The 18678-nt window shown below is 61.8% G+C and carries 17 protein-coding genes; 15 read left to right on the top strand and 2 right to left on the bottom strand.

The genetic code is table 11. The features are described 5' to 3' along the window. Positions 1 to 12 precede the first annotated feature (12 nt). From V1292_RS01505 to V1292_RS01485, 5 genes are all read left to right on the top strand, one after another. Positions 13 to 993, top strand: coding sequence for a D-2-hydroxyacid dehydrogenase family protein (locus V1292_RS01505; RefSeq protein WP_334369993.1), 981 nt, complete (start codon positions 13 to 15; stop codon positions 991 to 993). 130 nt (positions 994 to 1123) lie between these two features. Then, entirely contained in the window at positions 1124 to 1639 is a 516-nt protein-coding gene (locus V1292_RS01500; protein WP_028349528.1) for a cupin domain-containing protein, read from the top strand. Between the two features lie 44 nt (positions 1640 to 1683). After that, complete coding sequence (locus V1292_RS01495) at positions 1684 to 2421, top strand: enoyl-CoA hydratase/isomerase family protein (protein ID WP_334369992.1); 738 nt, start codon at positions 1684 to 1686, stop codon at positions 2419 to 2421. A gap of 131 nt (positions 2422 to 2552) precedes the next feature. Next, positions 2553 to 2978 carry a VOC family protein gene (locus V1292_RS01490; protein ID WP_334369991.1) on the top strand — a complete coding sequence of 142 codons (426 nt, stop codon included), beginning with the start codon at positions 2553 to 2555 and terminating at the stop codon, positions 2976 to 2978. A 353-nt stretch (positions 2979 to 3331) separates the two neighbouring features. Further along, positions 3332 to 4591, top strand: coding sequence for a phospholipid carrier-dependent glycosyltransferase (locus V1292_RS01485; protein WP_442895485.1), 1260 nt, complete (start codon positions 3332 to 3334; stop codon positions 4589 to 4591). An 89-nt stretch (positions 4592 to 4680) separates the two neighbouring features. On the opposite strand, the gene V1292_RS01480 is transcribed toward V1292_RS01485, so the two are convergent. After that, the gene (locus V1292_RS01480) at positions 4681 to 5313 is read right to left on the bottom strand and encodes an OmpA family protein (protein WP_334369989.1); all 633 of its coding nucleotides are present in this window, start codon (positions 5311 to 5313) and stop codon (positions 4681 to 4683) included. Between the two features lie 466 nt (positions 5314 to 5779). On the opposite strand from V1292_RS01480, the gene V1292_RS01475 reads away from it, so the two are divergent. The 9 genes from V1292_RS01475 to V1292_RS01435 all read left to right on the top strand — a co-directional run bounded on the left by V1292_RS01475 (position 5780) and on the right by V1292_RS01435 (position 15811). Then, the gene (locus V1292_RS01475) at positions 5780 to 6010 is read left to right on the top strand and encodes a hypothetical protein (RefSeq protein ID WP_334369988.1); all 231 of its coding nucleotides are present in this window, start codon (positions 5780 to 5782) and stop codon (positions 6008 to 6010) included. A gap of 78 nt (positions 6011 to 6088) precedes the next feature. Next, the gene (locus V1292_RS01470) at positions 6089 to 7261 is read left to right on the top strand and encodes a winged helix-turn-helix domain-containing protein (RefSeq protein WP_334369987.1); all 1173 of its coding nucleotides are present in this window, start codon (positions 6089 to 6091) and stop codon (positions 7259 to 7261) included. A gap of 68 nt (positions 7262 to 7329) precedes the next feature. Then, positions 7330 to 7836: a hypothetical protein gene (locus tag V1292_RS01465; protein ID WP_334369986.1), complete on the top strand. Its 507-nt coding sequence runs from the start codon at positions 7330 to 7332 to the stop codon at positions 7834 to 7836. Between the two features lie 222 nt (positions 7837 to 8058). Further along, complete coding sequence (locus V1292_RS01460; RefSeq protein ID WP_334369985.1) at positions 8059 to 9165, top strand: efflux RND transporter periplasmic adaptor subunit; 1107 nt, start codon at positions 8059 to 8061, stop codon at positions 9163 to 9165. A 90-nt stretch (positions 9166 to 9255) separates the two neighbouring features. Beyond that, the gene (locus tag V1292_RS01455) at positions 9256 to 12408 is read left to right on the top strand and encodes an efflux RND transporter permease subunit (RefSeq protein ID WP_334369984.1); all 3153 of its coding nucleotides are present in this window, start codon (positions 9256 to 9258) and stop codon (positions 12406 to 12408) included. Positions 12409 to 12427: 19 nt separating this feature from the next. Then, positions 12428 to 13036 carry a TetR/AcrR family transcriptional regulator gene (locus V1292_RS01450; protein WP_334369983.1) on the top strand — a complete coding sequence of 203 codons (609 nt, stop codon included), beginning with the start codon at positions 12428 to 12430 and terminating at the stop codon, positions 13034 to 13036. A gap of 174 nt (positions 13037 to 13210) precedes the next feature. Further along, positions 13211 to 13843: a flavin reductase family protein gene (locus tag V1292_RS01445; RefSeq protein WP_334369982.1), complete on the top strand. Its 633-nt coding sequence runs from the start codon at positions 13211 to 13213 to the stop codon at positions 13841 to 13843. A gap of 109 nt (positions 13844 to 13952) precedes the next feature. Then, positions 13953 to 14945 (top strand): L,D-transpeptidase family protein, encoded by a 993-nt coding sequence (locus V1292_RS01440; RefSeq protein WP_334369981.1) that lies wholly within the window; start codon positions 13953 to 13955, stop codon positions 14943 to 14945. An 89-nt stretch (positions 14946 to 15034) separates the two neighbouring features. Beyond that, on the top strand, positions 15035 to 15811 hold the full coding sequence (locus V1292_RS01435; RefSeq protein WP_334369980.1) for a potassium channel family protein: 777 nt from the start codon (positions 15035 to 15037) through the stop codon (positions 15809 to 15811). A 16-nt stretch (positions 15812 to 15827) separates the two neighbouring features. Here the strand turns inward: V1292_RS01435 and V1292_RS01430 are convergent, their stop codons facing one another. Then, on the bottom strand, positions 15828 to 17042 hold the full coding sequence (locus V1292_RS01430; protein WP_334376908.1) for a serine hydrolase domain-containing protein: 1215 nt from the start codon (positions 17040 to 17042) through the stop codon (positions 15828 to 15830). 378 nt (positions 17043 to 17420) lie between these two features. Between V1292_RS01430 and V1292_RS01425 the strand changes: the two genes are divergently transcribed. Beyond that, a complete protein-coding gene (locus tag V1292_RS01425) occupies positions 17421 to 18659 on the top strand; it encodes an SMP-30/gluconolactonase/LRE family protein (protein WP_334369979.1) in 1239 nt (412 codons plus the stop codon). The last annotated feature ends 19 nt before the right edge of the window (positions 18660 to 18678 follow it).

The raw sequence follows: 18678 nt of genomic DNA, 5'->3' as shown, positions 1-18678 counted from the left end.
AGGGAGCGCATCGTGAAGGTCTCGATCCTCGACGACTATTTCGACACGCTGCGCACCCTCGATTGTTTCGGCAAGCTGGCCGGACACGACGTCACGATCTGGAACGATCATGTCCAGGATGTCGACGTGCTGGGGGAGCGCCTGCGCGATACCGAAGCGCTGGTTTTGATCCGCGAGCGGACACAGATCCGCACGCCGCTGCTGGAACGCTTGCCAAAGCTAAAACTGATCAGCCAGCGCAGCGTCTATCCCCATATCGACATCGATACCTGCACCCGGCTCGGCATCATCGTGTCGTCGAGCCAGCATGCCGATACGCCGTCCTATGCGACCGCCGAATTCACCTGGGGCCTGATCCTGGCGGCGATGCGCGCCATTCCGCAGCAGATGGCGGCGCTCAAGGCCGGCAAATGGCAGATCGGCGTCGGCCACACCGTGCGTGGCAAGACGCTCGGCATTTATGGCTATGGGCGGATCGGTGCCGTTGTCGCCGGCTACGGCAAGGCGTTCGGCATGAACGTGCTGGTATGGGCGCGAGAACCGGCCATGGCGAAGGCCCGCGCCGACGGATACGAGACTGCCGCAAGCAAGGCTGATTTCTTCGAACGATGCGACGTGCTTTCGCTGCACATGCGGCTCGTCGATGCCACGCGCGGCATCGTGAAAGCAGAAGATCTGGCGCGCATGAAACCGTCGGCGCTTCTGGTCAACACCAGCCGTGCGCCGCTGATCGAGCCGAACGCGCTGGTCAACGCACTGCGCGCCGGAAGACCTGGCATGGCGGCCGTGGACGTCTATGAAAAAGAGCCGCTCCGCGACGTCAACGATCCGCTCCTGAACATGGACAACGTGGTCTGCACGCCGCATCTCGGCTACGTCTCGCGCGACGAATACGAAATCCAGTTCACCGATATCTTCGATCAGATCGTTGCGTATGCCGCCGGAACACCGACGAATGTCGTCAATCCGGATGTGATGTCCGGACGGCGTTGAATAGGCGGGGTGAGCCCCGGCCATGACGAAAACCGGGACGCCTATGCGCCGCCGGCTCCCTTAATCTTCTGGTTTGCAGCCCCGGTTTTCGATACCGTCCGGGACAAACGATATTTCGAGAAGGCGCCCAATGACCGGCACGCATGACCACACCCATTCACATCACTCCCACGATCACGACGAGCGCTGGAAGCATGACGGCGTCCGCGTGATTCCCGGTAATCAGCTCGATCCCAACGTGCCCTCGACCGCGGGCATGGACCGCAAGGCCGCGATCAATTTCGCCCGCGTCGGCGCGCAGAAATTGTGGGCAGGCACGGTGACGATCCGGCCTGATGCCAAGACAGGCGCGCATCACCACGGCCATCTCGAAAGCATCATCTATGTCGTGAAGGGCAAGGCACGGATGCGCTGGGGCGAACATCTGCAGTTCACCGCAGAGGCCGGCCCCGGCGATTTCATCTTCGTGCCGCCCTACGTTCCGCACCAGGAGATCAATGCCAGCCGCGACGAGGTGCTGGAATGCGTGCTGGTGCGCTCTGACGGCGAGGCGGTGGCGATCAATCTCGACATCGAGCCGGTGGAAAAGCCGGAGACCGTGCTGTGGGTCGATCCCGTGCACCGCGATCCCGCCGAGAAGAAGTGACGATTGCAACGTTACCTGGAATCGCCGCTGCTTGAGAGAATCCCATGACGCTTGTTCGCTACGAGAGCACGGGCCACGTCGCCACCATCACGATGGATCGCAGATCTTCACACAACGCGCTCAACAACGCCTTGTGCGACGAACTGCGGCAGGCCTGGCAGCGTTTTCACGACAGCGACGACCGCGTGGCGGTCCTTGCATCATCGGAAGAGAAATATTTCTCGGTCGGCGCCGACGTGAACGATCTCCCTGTCAACATGTGGCACGCGGTGCCCGGCTTGGGCGTCGAGCTGGACAAGCCGGTCATTGCCGCCACATCCGGATGGGTCGTCGGCGGCGCCTTCGTGCTGGTGCAGATGGCCGACATGTGCGTGGCCTCGGAGACGACGCGCTTCATCTACCCCGAGGGCAAGATCGGCACCACCGCCGGCGGCGTCTCCTCGGTGATGGCGCGCATGCCGCACAAGATCGCCATGGAATTCCTGCTGGTCGGTGAGGAAATGTCGGCGGAGCGGGCCTATCAGATTGGCTTCGTCAACAAGGTCGCGCCGAAGGGGCAGCATGTCGTGCTCGCCCAGGAGATGGCCGCAAAAATCGCCGCCAACGCGCCGCTGGTGGTTCGGGCCCTGAAGAAGCTCGCCCGCGATGCGATGCCGAAGGGACCCCTGGAGACGGTCGCCGAGGTGCGCCGGCTGCTTGACGTCGTGCGCGACAGCGACGACCTCCGGGAAGGCGTCAAGGCGTTTGCCGAAAAGCGCAAGCCTGACTTCAAGGGCAAGTAGCGGCCATTCGCCGCCGGACGCTGGCGAACCACGCGCCCTTTCCCAGCGCGAAAAATAATTCGAGAAGGGATGTCGGGTCCGCTCTCGCCCGCTCGTCCTCGGCACGAACCCCACGAAAAAAGGAGCCCCTTATGGCCAAAATGATCTTTGTCAACCTGCCGGTCAGCGATCTCGCCCGCTCGACAGCCTTTTATCAGGCGATCGGCGCTGAAAAGAGCCCGCAATTCTCCGACGACACCGCATCCTGCATGGTGGTGTCCGAAAGCATCTACGTGATGCTGTTGACCCACGACAAGTATCGCCAGTTCACCTCGAAGAAGATCGCCGACGCCAAGGCCACCAGCCAGGTCCTGCTCTGCCTTACCGCCGACGGCCGTGAGGCGGTGGACGACATGGTCGGCAAGGCACAAGGCGCAGGCGGCGGAGCCGATCCGGGTCCGAAGCAGGATTACGGCTTCATGTATGGCCGCAGTTTTGAAGATCCCGACGGCCACCATTGGGAAGTGATGTGGATGGATGTCGCCGCCGCAACCGCCGCGCAATCCGCCACTGCGTGACAAGTAGAACCCCTCAGCAATCAGGCTGCAAATCTCTCCGTCTCGTAGCTCGCCCCAGTGTGTCATCGCCCGGCCTTGACCGGGCGATCCAGTAGGCCGTGCCGCCGATTGTTGCGAAGGAACTGACGCCGCGAAATACTGGATGCCCCGCTTGAAGCGGGGCATGACGACGGAAGGCGCACGCGGCTCCTCGGCCGCCGGTTGGTGGTCGCGATCGAAATGCGTTCAACGCGATGGACATAAAAGTCTGGAGCGGCCACACTAAATTGTGCCGCAATGTCGTTCCGTGATTCCGTGCCAGATTGTCCGTGAAGCCATTGGCCCCATCGCATTCTGTTCTGTCCGATTCGATGATGCGCACGGGCATCACCGCGGGACTTCTTTTTGTTCTCGCGCACTTTGCGATGCTGATCGGCGTCACCGCACCGGAAAAATTCTACTTCGACGAGGTGCATTACGTTCCGGCGGCGCGGCAGATGCTTGAGCCGGTGATGCGAGAGCCGATGCTCAATCCGATGCATCCACCGCTCGCCAAGCAGTTCATCGCTCTGTCGATCCATTCATTCGGCGACGGACCGCTGGGCTGGCGGTATCCCGCCGTACTGTTCGGATCCCTCGCTGTTGTAGGGGTGTATCTGTGCGGCCTGGCGCTGTTCGCCGCTCAGGGCCCGGCGATTGCGGCGAGCCTGCTCGCCTTTTTCAATCAGATGCTGTTCGTGCAATCGCGGATCGCGATGCTGGATATTTTCGCGCTCGCTTTCGGCCTGTTCGCCATCGCGGCATTCATGCATGGCTTTCGAAGAGAGCGGCCGCATCTGTGGTTCGCGCTTGCCGGGATCGGCTTTGGTCTGTCGACAGGCTGCAAATGGAGCGGGATGTTCGCGCTCGCGGTCTGTATCGTCATCGTCGCCGTGATCCGACTGCTGCAAAGCTGGCGCACTCACTTCGCGGATGCCCGGCCGGAGGATTGGTACCGGCCCGATCTCTGGTCCGGCTTCAACGCCTGGCATTTCGCCGTGTGCTTCGTTTTGGTTCCGACGGTGGTTTATGTCGCGACCTTCATTCCGCTTTATGGACTATCGATCGCGGATATTCTGGAAGCCCAGAGACGCATCCTCAGCGACAACACGACGACCGCGATCGCGGGGCACACTTACATGAGTTCATGGCCGTCGTGGCCGTTCCTGGTGCGTCCGGTCTGGTATCTGTTCGACAAGATCGACGAAGACCGTATCGCCGCCGTGGTCTTCCTCGGCAACCCGCTGATCCTGTGGCCGGCGCTGATTGCGGTCGCGATCTGCCTGCGCGACTGGATCGTGACGCGACGGGTCGATGCCTTCCTGATATTGGCGTTCTATTTCGGCCCATACCTCGCATGGGCATTGCTGCCGCGAACGCTCGGCTTCATCTACTACTATATGCCGGCGGCGACCACGGCGAGCTTTGCGCTGGTGTATGCCTTGAAACGCGGCAGCATGCCCGGTTGGGTGCTATGGGCCTATGTCGCAATCGGCTTTGCCGGCTTTGTCGCAATGTTGCCGATATCGGCCGCGTTCATAGGTACTTCGATGGCGACGTTCAGCCGCCTGATGATCTTCCAGAACTGGATTTGAGGCGGCCATTCGCGCTGTTTAGCCAATGGAAAATCCGCCTGCCGCTGGCGGCAGGCGGATCGGCTTTCAAGACCTCACCTTTCAAAACCTCACTTGGAGGCGGTCTTGCTATCCATGTTGACAACCTGAACGCGGCGGTTGGTAGGGTCCATCGGCGCGTTCGCATCCTTCGGCTTGGTCTCGCCGTAACCGACCGTCACGAGATTGGAACCGGCGATGCCGTACTTCTCGGTCAGGTACTTCTTGATCGTATCGGCACGGCGCTCGGAAAGATCCTGGTTGTAGGCCTCGCTGCCGATCGCGTCGGTATGACCGGCGACCACAAAGGTCGAACCCTTCAGGCTCGAATCGGAGAGCGCCTTGCCGAGTTCCTGCACCGCGGAAACCGAGTTCTTGCTGATGTCGGCCGAGTTGTAGTCGAACTGAATTTCGAGATCGATCTTCGGCTTGCTCGCGGCAAGTTCCGCGATTTCCTGGCGCTCGCCGAGCGACAGCGACCGGGTCTTGCGGTTGCGTAGGGTATCGACGAAGCCGATCTCCTTGGCCTTTGCGGCAGCATCCACCGGCTGCTGCGAGCCGCTCGAAAGGCCGCGGGTCGCGCCCGGCTTCGGCTTCAGAGCGTCCAGGATCTTGTCGGCCGAGACGGTCTCGCCGGCGACGGCTAGCCCCGCCGTCATCGAGAGCGCGGCGCCGATAGTCATGATCGAGAGAAAGCGGGTCATTGTCGTAATCCTCACTGTTAACGCCTGCAAACTGGCGTGCATGACGTTTTGATGCTGCGACGATAGGACGGGTTCAAAGCAGGCAATGTGATTCAAATCACATTGGTAAAGGCTGCCTGATGTCGAAGTCGAGGCCGGTGACGGCGGAGGTCGCGGCGCGCTAGCTGCGCTGTCGGGACTGAACGGTCCAAGCAGGTGGCAACGACGCTCCGCCGGATAACGGACCGCTCCGTCACTTCCCACCGCTGACTTCGGAAAAGAAAAAGCGGCTCGTCGCGCCGGCGCCGATCTGTGGACAACAAATCGGCCAGATGCGCGTCTAGCAAAACTACTCGCAAAAAATCTGAAGAAGAATTCGTTCGGGGCAACCAAACGGGCGGGCCGGGTGTTACAGTCAGTCAAACGTCAGCGTGAGTATCTGAGTCATCGCACCAGCGCATCGGAGCCAGCCGGTTCCGGAAGTTCAATGCCAACACTGATCGGCGCGGCGATGATCGCCGCTGCAATCTTGCTGTCGACGCTGCTCAACGCGCTCGGCAGCCGCTATGTCGGGTTCGAAAGCCCGACGGAGGAGAGCGCGTGGCTGGTCGATCGTCTGACCGGCCATGTCTACAAATGCCACGCGCCGCAGCCCGGTCGCGCCTCCTGCGAGGCCGAGATCGCAACCGGCAGCGTCGGAGACCAGCAGAAGCGGTGAGGTGAGTCCGCGCCGCGAGGCGGCGGTCAGGGAACCCGGGACTCCCCACGCGCGCGAATCCCGCTACATTGCCGTGCGATGCCCCGCGCGACTAAACCCCATCCCCTGACCAAGCTGGAAGCCCGGCGAATCTGGCTGCACGCTCAACGGCTCGATACCAGCGAACCGTTCGGCGCCGGACCGCAGGCGGTCGCGGCCGCGGTAGACCATCTGGGCTATGTGCAGATCGACACCATCCACGTCATCGAGCGCTGTCATCACCACATTCTCTATAGCCGCATCCCGGCCTACGCCCGCGCCGACCTGCGCCAGGCGCAGAGCGTCGACAAGAGCGTGTTCGAATACTGGACCCACGCGCTTTCCTATGTGCCGGCGAAGGATTTTCGCTTCTTCGTTCCGGCGATGCGAGAGCACCGGCGCGAAGGCCACCGGTGGTTTGCTTCCGTCAAGCCGGAGGACACCCGCAAAGTGATGCGGCTGTTGCGGCGCGACGGCGCACTCACGATCCGCGACATCGAGGACGACATTCTGACCGAGAAAGAGCATCTGTGGCAGAGCCGAAAACCCTCGAAGCGGGCGCTGCAGCTTGCGTTCTACACCGGCGAGGTGACGATCTCCGAACGCACCGGCATGCTCAAGACCTACGAGCTGATGACGCGGCATTTCGGTTGGGACAAGCCGCCAAAGCCGGCTCCCTCCGCTGACATCACCGCCTATCTGCTCGACCGCGCGCTTCGCTCCCAAGGCGTCGTCAGCCTGGATTCCGTCTGCCATCTCGACGCGCCGAGCAAGCCCGCGGTGCGGCGCCTGATCGAGGCGCGGGTGCGGCGCAAGGAACTGGTACCGGTCGCGCTCGAAGGCGCAGGCAAGCAGGAGCATTGGGCCCGGCCGGAAGTGCTGGAGGCGAATGGGACGGCGGATGTAAGCGATGGCCCGGTGCACATCCTCTCGCCGTTCGATCCCCTGATCATCCAGCGCAAGCGCACCGAACTGTTCTTTGACTACGGCCACCGCTTCGAGGCCTATGTGCCGAAGGAGAAGCGCCTGTTCGGCTATTTTGCGCTGCCGGTGCTGGTCGACGAAGACATCGTCGCCGCCATCGATCTCAAAACCGACCGCCAGAACAAGAAACTCCTGATGCAGAAATGGAGCTGGGTCGGCAAGGGCGCGGTGAGGGCGGCGCGCAAGGACTACAAGCGGCGTATCGAGGAAGAGCTGGATCGCTTCGAGCGCTTTCAGTTGGGGGAGTAGCGTTTGCGTTCGGGAACCCGACTTTGTCTCATCGGTTAGTTCCATGTGCCACAGCCCGGGAGGGCGACATGGGCAAGAAATCGGTTCTGGAGAAATTCACCGACACGGTGAAGGAGATTGCGAACACCGCAACGGAAGCTGCCAGCCAGGCACTGAAAGCCGACGAGCCGGGCGTGAAGGTCGACGAACGCGCGGCGGCCTACGTGCCGCTTGCCGCCGACGGTCTTGTGTCCGATCCGCTGATGGTGCCGCCGACCGCAGCCGCGCCTGCACGGCGGAAGCGCGCAACGAAACAACGGCGCAGCGCGCCGGTGGCCAGGGCCGCGAAAGCCAGAGCTGCCAAGTCTCGAACGGCCAAGTCTCGAGCAGCCAAGACTCGGACTGCGAAGACTCGAGCTGCGAAGGCCGGAGCCGCCAAGACTCGAATCGCACAGGCGCGGAGCGCCACGAAGACGGCGAAAAGGTCGGCCGCAAGGAAATCGAGCAGCCAGAAATCAAGGCTGGCGAGCAAGGCCGCGAGAAGCGCGAAGAAGGCCACCGCAAAGAAGTCTCGCAGTAAAGCTCGACGCGCTTAATGCGGGCGGGGCGAAAGCCGCATGGCCGGGTCGGGGACTGCTCCAGTGCGGCGTTCGGCGCGAGGACTGCCTGAGGAGCAGGCCGGTCCGGAGCCAATTCCCCTTAGGACGCCATTAACTCTTAACCTCACGTTCCCTCACGAATTCATGATCGCTGACGAATATTGACATTCGTCATTCGCCATTCGATACTCCTCATCAGTTTCCGCGATGGAGAGTTCAATGTTCGCCCGGTCCATTTTCTCTAGCTATTACAGGCTCTTGACGGGAGCCTTTCTGGCGCTTGCGGTGTTCGTGCTGGCTGGCTGCAATGAAAAGGCGACCGAGGCGGCCGCTCCCGGGCGCCCGGTTCTGGTTGCCACCGTGCACTATGCGGCCGAGACGCCGGAACGCAGTTTCGTCGGCACCATCCGTCCCCGGATTGAGACCGACATGGGTTTTCGCGTCCCCGGCAAGGTTGCCCGGCGTCTGGTCGAGGTCGGCCAGACCGTAGATGTCGGCCAGCCGCTCGCCACCCTCGATGAGGTCGATCTGAAGCTGCAGGCCGAGCAGGCGGAGGCCGAATTCCGCGCCGCCACCGGCGTGCTGGCGCAGGCTGGCGCCGCCGAGCAGCGCGCCAAGGATCTGCGCGCCAAGGGCTGGACCACCGACGCCCAGATGGATCAGAGCCGCGCCGCCGCCGACGAAGCGCGCGCACGCCTCAATCGGGCCGAGCGGCAGGTCGAACTCACCAAGAACTCGCTGTCTTATGCAACGCTGGTCGCCGATACCCGCGGCGTGGTCACCGCGACCTTGATCGACCCCGGCCAGGTCGTCGCCGCCGGCCAGACCGCAGTCCGCGTCGCCCGCTTTGCCGAGAAGGAGGCCGTGGTCGCGATTCCCGAGACGCTGGTCGGCCGCGCCAAGTCCGGCACCGCCACCGTGACGCTGTGGACGGATTCGGAAAAGAAATATGCCGCGAAGTTGCGCGAGATCGCGCCTTCCGCAGACCCCGCGACGCGGACCTATCTTGCCAAATTCTCGCTGCCGGAAGCCGACGACAAGGTCTCGCTTGGCATGACCGCCACCCTGACGCTTGCCGATGCCGCCAGCGAGCGTGTGGCAAAACTGCCGCTGTCGGCGCTGTTCAGCCAGGGCAGCAATCCCGCGCTCTATATCGTCGACGATTCCGGCGCGATCGCACTGAAGCCGGTCGTCGTGAAATCCTACGAGAGCAATGCCGTCGTGATTTCAGGCGGCGTCAACGAAGGCGCCAAGGTGGTTGCGCTCGGCGTGCAGAAGCTCGATCCAGCCCAGAAGGTTCGGGTGGTCTCGTCGCTGTCGTTCTAGCCCCGTCAATTAACCCGCGCCGTCATTGCGAGGAGCGAACGCTCGCAATGACGGTGGAAGTGCAAACGTATTTCGAAGTTGGAGAGTGACATGAAGCGCTTCAATCTTTCGGGCTGGGCGGTAAGCCATCCGACCCTGATTCTGTTCCTGATGATCGTGCTCGGCGTCGCCGGCTTCTTCTCCTATCAGCGGCTCGGCCGCGCCGAGGACCCGTTCTTCACCGTGAAGGTGGTGAACGTTTCTGCGATCTGGCCGGGCGCGACCGCGCACGAAATGCAGACCCAGGTCGCCGACCCCATCGAAAAGAAGCTGCAGGAATTGCCGTTCTTCGAGAAGGTGCAGACCTATTCCAAGCCGTCGTTCACGGCGCTGCAGGTCACCTTCAAGGATTCGACGCCGCCGAAGGACGTGCCCTATCTGTTTTATCTGTTGCGCAAGAAGCTCGCTGACGTGCAGGGCCAGTTGCCCGCAGGGCTGCTCGGGCCGAACGTCAACGACGAATTCTCCGACGTCGATTCCATTCTCTACATGATGACCGGCGACGGCGCCGACTACGCGCAATTGAAGAAGGCTGCCGAAGGCATGCGCCAGCGCCTGTTGAAGGTTCCCGGCGTCACCAAGGTCAATCTCTACGGCACCCAGGACGAGCGCATCTTCGTCGAATTCTCCCACGCCAAGCTCGCAACGCTCGGCATCACGCCGCAGGCGCTGTTCGATTCGCTCGCCAAGCAGAACAACGTCACGCCCGCGGGCACCGTGGAGACTTCCTCGCAGCGCGTGCCATTGCGCGTCACCGGCGCGCTCGATGGCGTCAAGGCAGTTGCGGAAACCCCGGTTGAAAGCAACGGCCGCGTGTTTCGGCTCGGCGATATCGCGACCGTCACCCACGGCTTCGTCGATCCCCCGACCTTCGTCGCCCGCCAGGAAGGCAAGCCCGCGATCGGCATCGGCATCGTCACCACCAAGGGTGCCAACATCCTTCAGCTCGGCGAGGATGTCGAGAAGGCGACTAACGATTTCATGAAAGCCGTGCCGCAGGGCATCGAGGTCGAACAGATCGCCGACCAGCCAAAGGTGGTCGAGCGCGCGGTTGGCGAGTTCGTGCATTCCTTCATCGAGGCGCTGGCGATCGTGCTGTTCGTCTCGTTCGTCGCGCTCGGCTGGCGCACCGGCATCGTGGTGGCAACGTCGGTGCCGCTGGTGCTGGCGATCGTCTTCATCGTCATGAACGCGATGTCGATCGACCTGCACCGCATCACGCTTGGCGCCTTGATCATCGCGCTCGGCCTTCTGGTCGACGACGCCATCATCGCAGTCGAGATGATGGTAGTAAAAATGGAGCAGGGCTGGGACCGCGTTCGCGCGGCCGCTTTTGCCTGGGAATCAACTGCGTTTCCGATGCTCACGGGAACGCTGGTCACGGCCGCTGGCTTCCTCCCCATCGGCTTTGCCAATTCGGCGGTCGGCGAATATGCCGGCGGCATCTTCTGGATCGTGGCGATCTCGCTGGTCGCCTCCTGGTTTGTCGCGGTGATCTTCACGCCCTATATCGGCGTGAAGCTGTTGCCCAACATTGCGGTCCACCACAACCACGATCCGCACGCGATCTACGAGACGCGGATGTATCGCGGCTTGCGCGCCGTGGTGCAGTGGTGCGTCGACCACCGTATCAAGGTGGTGGCAGCGACGGTCGGCGTGTTCGCGCTGTCGATCGTGGGCTTCGGCAATGTGCAGCAGCAGTTCTTCCCGCTTTCCGAACGGCCTGAGCTGTTCCTGCAGCTACGCCTGCCGGAAGGAACCGCCTTCAACGTCACGGAAAAGTCCGTCAAGAAGGCCGAGGCGCTCTTGAAGGACGACAAGGATATCGCGACCTACACCGCCTATGTCGGTCAGGGTTCGCCCCGCTTCTGGCTCGGCCTCAATCCGCAACTGCCCAACGAGGCCTTTGCCGAGATCGTGATCGTCTCCAAGGACGTCGAGGCCCGTGAGCGGATCAAGGCGCGGCTGGAGAAGGCGGTCACCGAGGGCGAACTGTCCGAAGCGCGCGTTCGCATCGACCGCTTCAATTTCGGCCCGCCGGTCGGTTTCCCCGTCCAGTTCCGCGTGATCGGCCCCGACGCCAACACCGTGCGTGACATCGCCTACAAGGTCCGCGATGTCATGAAGCAAAATCCCAATGTCGTGGAACCGCAACTCGACTGGAACGAGCAGTCGCCTTACCTGAAGCTCGTGGTCGATCAGGACCGGGCGAGGGCGCTCGGCCTCACCCCGCAGGACGTCTCGCAGGCGCTCGCCATGCTGATCTCCGGTGCGCCGGTCACCACCATCCGCGACGGCATCGAGAAGGTCGGCGTGGTCGCGCGCGCGGTACCGTCGGAGCGGCTGGACCTCGGCCGCGTCGGCGAACTGACCGTGACGTCGCGCAACGGCGTCGCCGTCCCGCTGCAGCAGATTGCCAGGATCGAATATTCCCATGAGGAGCCGATCATGTGGCGGCGCAACCGCGATATGGCGATCACGGTGCGTACCGACGTCGTCGACGGCGTGCAGGCGCCCGACGTCACCAACCAGATCTGGCCGAAACTGAAGGAAATCCGCGACCAACTCGAGCCGGCCTACCGGATAGAGCCGGGCGGCGCGTTCGAGGAATCCGAGAAGGGCAACGCTTCGATCGCCCTGCTGTTTCCGCTGATGGCGCTGGTGATGCTTACCCTGCTGATGATCCAGTTGCAGAGCTTCTCGCGTCTGATCCTGGTGTTCCTGACCGCGCCGCTCGGCATCGTCGGCGCCTCGCTCGGTCTCAACATTGCCAACCAGCCGTTCGGCTTCGTGGCGCTGCTCGGACTGATCGCGCTGGCCGGCATGATCATGCGCAACGCCGTCATCCTGGTCGATCAGATTGAGGCCGACGTTTCCCAAGGCCTGACGCGGAAGGAGGCCATCGTCGAAGCCACCGTCCGGCGCGCCCGGCCGGTGGTGCTGACGGCGCTGGCGGCGATCCTGGCCATGATCCCGCTGTCGCGTTCCGCCTTCTGGGGGCCGATGGCGATCACCATCATGGGCGGCTTGTTCGTTGCAACCTTCCTGACCCTGCTGTACCTGCCGGGTCTTTACGCCCTGTGGTTCAGGAAGAGCCTGGATGAAAGCGGCCAGGCCGATCAATCCGATCTTGCGGCGCAACATGAGCCCAAGTTGCATCCGGCCGTACCGCACGCAATTCCGCTTGCCGACGCCGCAGAATAATTGAACATTGAGAGCTGACATGACGCTGATTTCGGAACACATCGAGACTGACACCCGCGAGAAGATCCTCGTGGTGGCGGAGCGTCTGTTCAGGCAGATCGGCTACCAGAAGACGACGGTCGCCGACATCGCCAAGGAATTGCGGATGAGCCCCGCCAACGTCTATCGCTTCTTCGATTCGAAGAAGGCGATCCACGAAGGCGTGGCGCGGACCCTGATGGGCGAGGTCGAGGTCGAGGCGCAACGGATCGCGCAGGCGGCCGGGCCGGCGTCGGTCCGCCTCCGCCAGATGATCAAGACCATCAATCGCATGAACACCGAGCGCTATGTCGGCGATTCCAAGCTGCATGAGATGGTCGAGATCGCGATGCAGGAGGACTGGGGCGTCTGCGTCGCTCATATGGAGATGGTTGCCCGGACCATCGGCCAGGTGATCGGGCAGGGCGCCGCCTCCGGCGAGTTCGAGGTTGTCGATTTGCAGCTCGCCTCGCTGTGCGCCTGCACCGCGATGATGCGGTTCTTCCACCCGCAGATGATCGCGCAATGCGCCACCAAGCCCGGCCCGACGATCGACGAAATGATCGATTTCGTCATTGCCGGCCTCTCGCCACGCGCCAAGGCGAATTGAGCTCTTCGCCACTTGACTCCACCGTCATTGCGAGCGAAGCGACTTGTCCGCCGTAGCTTTAGCGAAGGCGGAAGCAATCCATCGCGCCGCGTGCCGTGACATGGATTGCTTCCGCCTTCGTTCGTTGAGCTTCGGCGGACAAGTCGTCGCAATGACGGAAAAGGAAGAGCCGGAATGGACGCCAAGAGCCCAAAAGACCTGCATTTCTACGAGCCGAAGAACGGCCACGGCCTCAAGCACGACCCCTTCAACGCCATCATCGCGCCGCGCCCGATCGGGTGGATTTCCTCGCGCGATGGCAAGGGCAACATCAATCTGGCGCCTTACAGCTTCTTCAACGCCTTCTGCTATCACCCGCCGATCATTGGCTTTTCCTCCACCAACTGGAAAGACAGCGCGGGTAATATCCAGGAGACCGGGGAGTTCGTCTGGAATCTCGCCACGATGGATCTGGCGAAGCAGATGAACGCGACGGCGGCCCACGTTGCCCCTGAAGTCGATGAGTTCAAGCTCGCAGGCCTTACGGCCGCGTCTTGCAAGCTCGTCAACGTGCCCCGGGTGGCGGAAAGCCCTGTTGCCTTCGAATGCAAGCTGACGCAGATCATCCAGTTGCAGGGCAAGGACGGCGAAAAGGCGCAGGCTTGGCTGACGCTGGGCGAAGTCGTTGCCGTCCATATCGACAAGGCTTTTATCAAGGACGGCGTCTACCAGACCGGGCTTGCCCATCCGATCGTCCGCGCCGGCCGCCGCGGCGACTATTTCGAGATCAAGCCGGAAAACATGTTCGAGATGATCCGGCCTGATTAAGCGAATGTCCGGATGCAGCAGCCTATAGGTCGCGCGGATGCGCGCCCCCTCGGCAACACGGAACTCTGACGCGCCGAAATGCTTATCGTCTGTATTTCGGAGATTGCCGATGATCCGCTTGTTTGCCGGGCTGATCCTGCTCGCCTGCTTTGTCCACCCAGCCTTCGCGGGCCCCGATGCGGCGGCGGTCAACAACGCGGAGTTCAGGGGCAAGCCGCCGGCCAACGACAAGATCGATCCCATTGTCGTCAAGGCCCAGGTGCTGCTCGACCGCGCTAATTTTTCGCCGGGCGAGATCGACGGCAAGCTCGGCGAGAACGCCCAGAAAGCCTTGCGGGCGTTCGCCGAAGCCAAAGGCCTCATCGTCAACAAGCAGCCACTGACCCCGGAGGTCTGGCGCGCTTTGATCGCGACCAGCGCGGATGCCATCGTCGTCGACTACAAGATCGCAGCGGCAGACGTGAAGGGGCCGTTCCTAAAGAAGCTGCCCGCCAGGATGGAAAACATGAAAGGGCTGAAGGCGCTCAATTACACCAGCCCGCGCGAGGCCATCGCCGAAAAATTTCACATGAGCGAGGCACTGCTCGCGGCCCTCAACCCCGGCAAGAAATTCGACCAGGCCGACCAAACGATCTCGGTAATCAATGTGATGGCGAAAGAGACGAAACCAATTGCAACCCGTGTCGAGGTCGACAAGAGCTCCCAGACCGTCAAGGCGTTCGCGAATTCCGACCTGATCGCCTTCTTTCCCGCAACCGTCGGAAGCGAGGAAAAGCCGACCCCGAGCGGCGTGCTCAAGGTGATCTCGATCGATGCCCGCCCGTACTACCGCTACAACCCGGATTATAAGTTCAAGGAAGTCAGATCCAGGCGCGCCTTCACGATCAAGCCCGGGCCGAACAATCCCGTCGGAACGCAGTGGATCGGACTTTCCGCGGAAGGCTACGGCATTCACGGCACGGCAAATCCGTCGAAAATAAGCAAGGCGGAATCGCACGGCTGCGTTCGTCTCACCAACTGGGATGCAGACAAGCTGGCCAAGCTGCTGAAGAAAGGCGTAGAGATTGCTTTCATCGAGCGCGAGGCGGCCAACAGGAAGTGACGTCTGGTGGGAGGAGGGCTGGCACGCAGTTTTTCATGGTCGCCACCAACATCATTTGCAATGACGCATGTGAGCGGTGAATATGCGCCATGTCATTTGCCTCGTTCCAGAACGATGTCCGACAGCTCTACGTGGGTGCAACGCCGGAAGGCGTCCGTTTTCGCTACGCACTACTGACGTTCGATACCGTAACCGTCCTGTTCATCATCGCGACGTCGTTTTTCCCCTCCAACAATATCACTGAAATACTCGATGTCCTGTTCGGCATCGTGATCCTGGTGGATTTTTCCGCGCGGCTGCTCGTCAGCCGGCATCGAATGCTGGAGTTCACGCGCTTCTCGACATGGACGGATGTCGTCGCGATCATTTCATTCCTGGCGCCGCTGGCCGGAGAGGCCGGTGGTTTTCTGCGGATACTGCGAACGCTGCGGCTGCTGCGCGACTACCAGATGCTGGTGCGGCTGCGCCAGGATAGTTCATTCTTCCGGCGCAACGAGGAAGTGATCTTCGCGGTGACCAATCTGGCGGTCTTCATCTTCGTGATGACTGCGATCGTCTATGAGACCCAAAAATTCCGTAACCCTCAGATATCGAATTATGCCGACGCGCTCTATTTCACCGTCACCGCGCTCACGACGACCGGCTTTGGCGACATCACCCTGCACGGGACTGTCGGCCGCATGATCTCGGTCGTCATCATGATTTTCGGAGTCACCCTGTTTTTCAATCTTGCCCGCGCGCTGCTCTCGCCCAACAAGGTGCGGTTTGCTTGTCCCACCTGCGGATTACAGCGCCATGACAGCGATGCGGTTCACTGCAAGGCCTGCGGTACGGTGTTGAATATTCCCGATGAAGGTTTGACGTAGCGCGGCTGCCACCGGATCATTCGTCCGTGGCAAACGCGTCGTAAACCAGTTTTCTGAACGCGGGTGTGATGCGTCCACGTTCGTTCTGGGTCTGCTCCAGCAGGATGTAGATCATGTCCAGCTTCGGGTCGACACCGAAATAGGTACCGCTGCCGCTATCCCATTTGAGTTCGCCGATCGAACCTGGCGGCGGCGGCTTGGCATTTCCCGGATCGGTGCGTACGGCAAAGCCATAGCCGTAGCCAAAGCCATCTCCTGGAAAGTAGTAATAATCCCGCGCGACGCCGGAGCCAGGCCCGATATGGTCTGACGTCATCGACTTGAATGCGGCCGGGCTGAGGTACCGTTTGCCATCGAGTTGCCCGCCGTTGAGGATCATCTGGGCAAAACGGGCATAGTCGTTCAGCGTCGAGAGCAACCCGCCGCCGCCGGATTCCCATTCCGGATGGGCACGGCGTTCAGCCTCCGAAAGTTTCAGGATGGTATCGCTTGGCAGCGGCTCCGCCATCCGCGCGCGTTCGTCGGCACTTTCCAGCACGAATTTCGTGCTGGTCATGCCGAGCGGATCGAAGATATGCCGCTTTTCAAACTGATAGAGTGTCTGCCCGGATACGATCTCGATGATGCGTCCGAGGACGTCGGTTGAATGTCCGTAACGCCAAAGCGTTCCGGGTTGTCGTGCCAGGGGCAATCTGGCGATGCGATCGGCAAACACCTTGTTGGTGTAACGCCCATCGAAAAGGCCCGATTCCGAATAGGCCTTCATGATCAGCTTGCCGCCGATGTAATCGTACGTGATGCCCGACGTATGGCGTAGTAGATCCATAATGGTCACCGGCCGATCTGCCGGGACAAGCGTTAGAACGTTCTTGCCGTCAAGAATGTCAGAATCGACAAGTACCTTCGCGTCAGCAAACCCCGGAATGAATTTGGACGCGGGATCGGCGGGCGAGAGCTTGCCTGCATCGATCAGCATCATCGCCGCGACACTGGTGATCGGCTTCGTCATCGAATGAAGCGCAAAGATCGTATCTGATGTCATCGGAGCCTTGGTCTCGACGTCCTGAACGCCGAAACATTTCAGATAGACCGGCCTGCCGTGTTGCTGAATCAATACGACGGCGCCCGGCAACCGCCCCGTTGCAACTTCGTTGTTGAAAAATTCGGTGATAGGTTCGAGCTTGCTCGGCGATGGCGCGGGGACTTTGGCCGCTTGGTTGGCTGCTGCCATGTCCGTCCAGATTGCCAATGACAAGGCCGCAGCAAAAAGTCGCTTGCCGCGAGATCCAGCGGTGCAATGCAATATCTGCCGGGTCGGCGTCTTCATTTTGATTTGCGCCCTGCGGACCGACTGATTTGCCGGAGAATTCGACCAACTCTCGAATGACTAGCATGTTGCGCACCTTGTCGCCACGTGGGCAATTGCCCCCAAGCGCGATGATGGGCGGAGCCTCCTGACAGACATGCATTGGACGAGTTGATGCCATTATCGGCTGCAAGCTTGAACCGGGGCTGAAATCAAAAGCAGCTCTCGCAACCGGGCACGGACCGGACTAACCTCAAGTTGCCAGGCCGGATCAACGGCCGGCGAACAGATTGGGAGGATGCGATGACACGCCAGGAGCGGCGCGATTCACCACAGCATGATCCAGAAGTCGCGATTTCACGACGAACGCTTGTCCAGGGTTTGGCGGTATGCGCTGGTGCTACCGTCGCGGGGGCCGGCAGCGCATTGGCCCAGACCGGTCCTGTGGCGCCCCCGTCAACAGTCACCAGCCCGCCGCGCGATTTCAGTCCGCGCGGTGCCCCCACCACCTATTTCTGGGACCCCGACATCATCGCCGTCGATCCATCCTTCAACAATCTCGCCCAACCCAATACGGCGATCAAGCGCCTCTACACTGGCCTGTTGTGGGCCGAAGGCCCCGCCTGGAGCGCGCAGGGGCGCTATCTCCTGTGGAGCGACATTCCCAATAACAGGCAGATGCGATGGTCGGAGGATGACGGTCATGTCAGCGTCTTCCGTGCGCCGTCCAACAACAGTAACGGCAACTCGTTCGATTTCCAGGGACGACAGCTTTCCTGCGAGCATCTCGCCCGGCGCGTCGTGCGCTATGAGCATGACGGCACCGCAACCGTGCTGGCTGATTCCTATAACGGCAAGAAGCTGAACTCGCCGAACGATGTCGTCGCGCATCCGGACGGCAGCTACTGGTTCACCGATCCGCCCTATGGTGGCATGCTCTATGAGGGTGAGCCTGACGTCGCGGGTGGGCCGAGCAATTCTGCCGGCAAGCTCAATCCGCGGATCGGCCAGCCGGCAGGCTTCGTGCCGGGCAAGCGCGAACTGCCGACCAACTGCTATCGCATCGATCCGTCCGGCCGCGTCGACCTCGTCGTGACCGAGGAACAGGTGCCCGATCCCAACGGCCTCTGCTTCTCGCCCGACTACAAAAAGCTGTATGTCGCCTCTACCGGCAAGGGGCCGGGCGACACCGGTCCGGGCGGCAAGGGCGACATGTTCGTGTTCGACGTCGGCACCGACAACAAGCTGACCAACCACAAGCGGTTCAGCGATTTCATGGTCGATGGCGTGAAGTGCGGACCGGACGGCGTGCGCTGCGACGTCAACGGCAATGTCTGGTGCTCCAGCAATGCCGGCCGCGCCGTCGGCTACAGCGGCGTGACGGTATGGTCCCCGGAGGGCAAGCTGATCGGCCGCATCCGTTTGCCCGAAGTGTGCGGCAACATCTGCTTCGGCGGCCCCAAGCGCAACCGCCTGTTCATGGCCGCGAGCCAGTCGCTCTACGCCGTGTACACGGCAACGCAGGGTGCCGGACCGGGCTAGCTTGGGTTTGCCTCGCCGC

Origin of the sequence: Bradyrhizobium sp. AZCC 1719 (assembly GCF_036924525.1) — a bacterium.
Taxonomy (GTDB): Bacteria; Pseudomonadota; Alphaproteobacteria; order Rhizobiales; family Xanthobacteraceae; genus Bradyrhizobium.
Note: the sequence above shows the minus strand (reverse complement) of the source record. Positions and strands in the feature narration are given on the sequence as shown.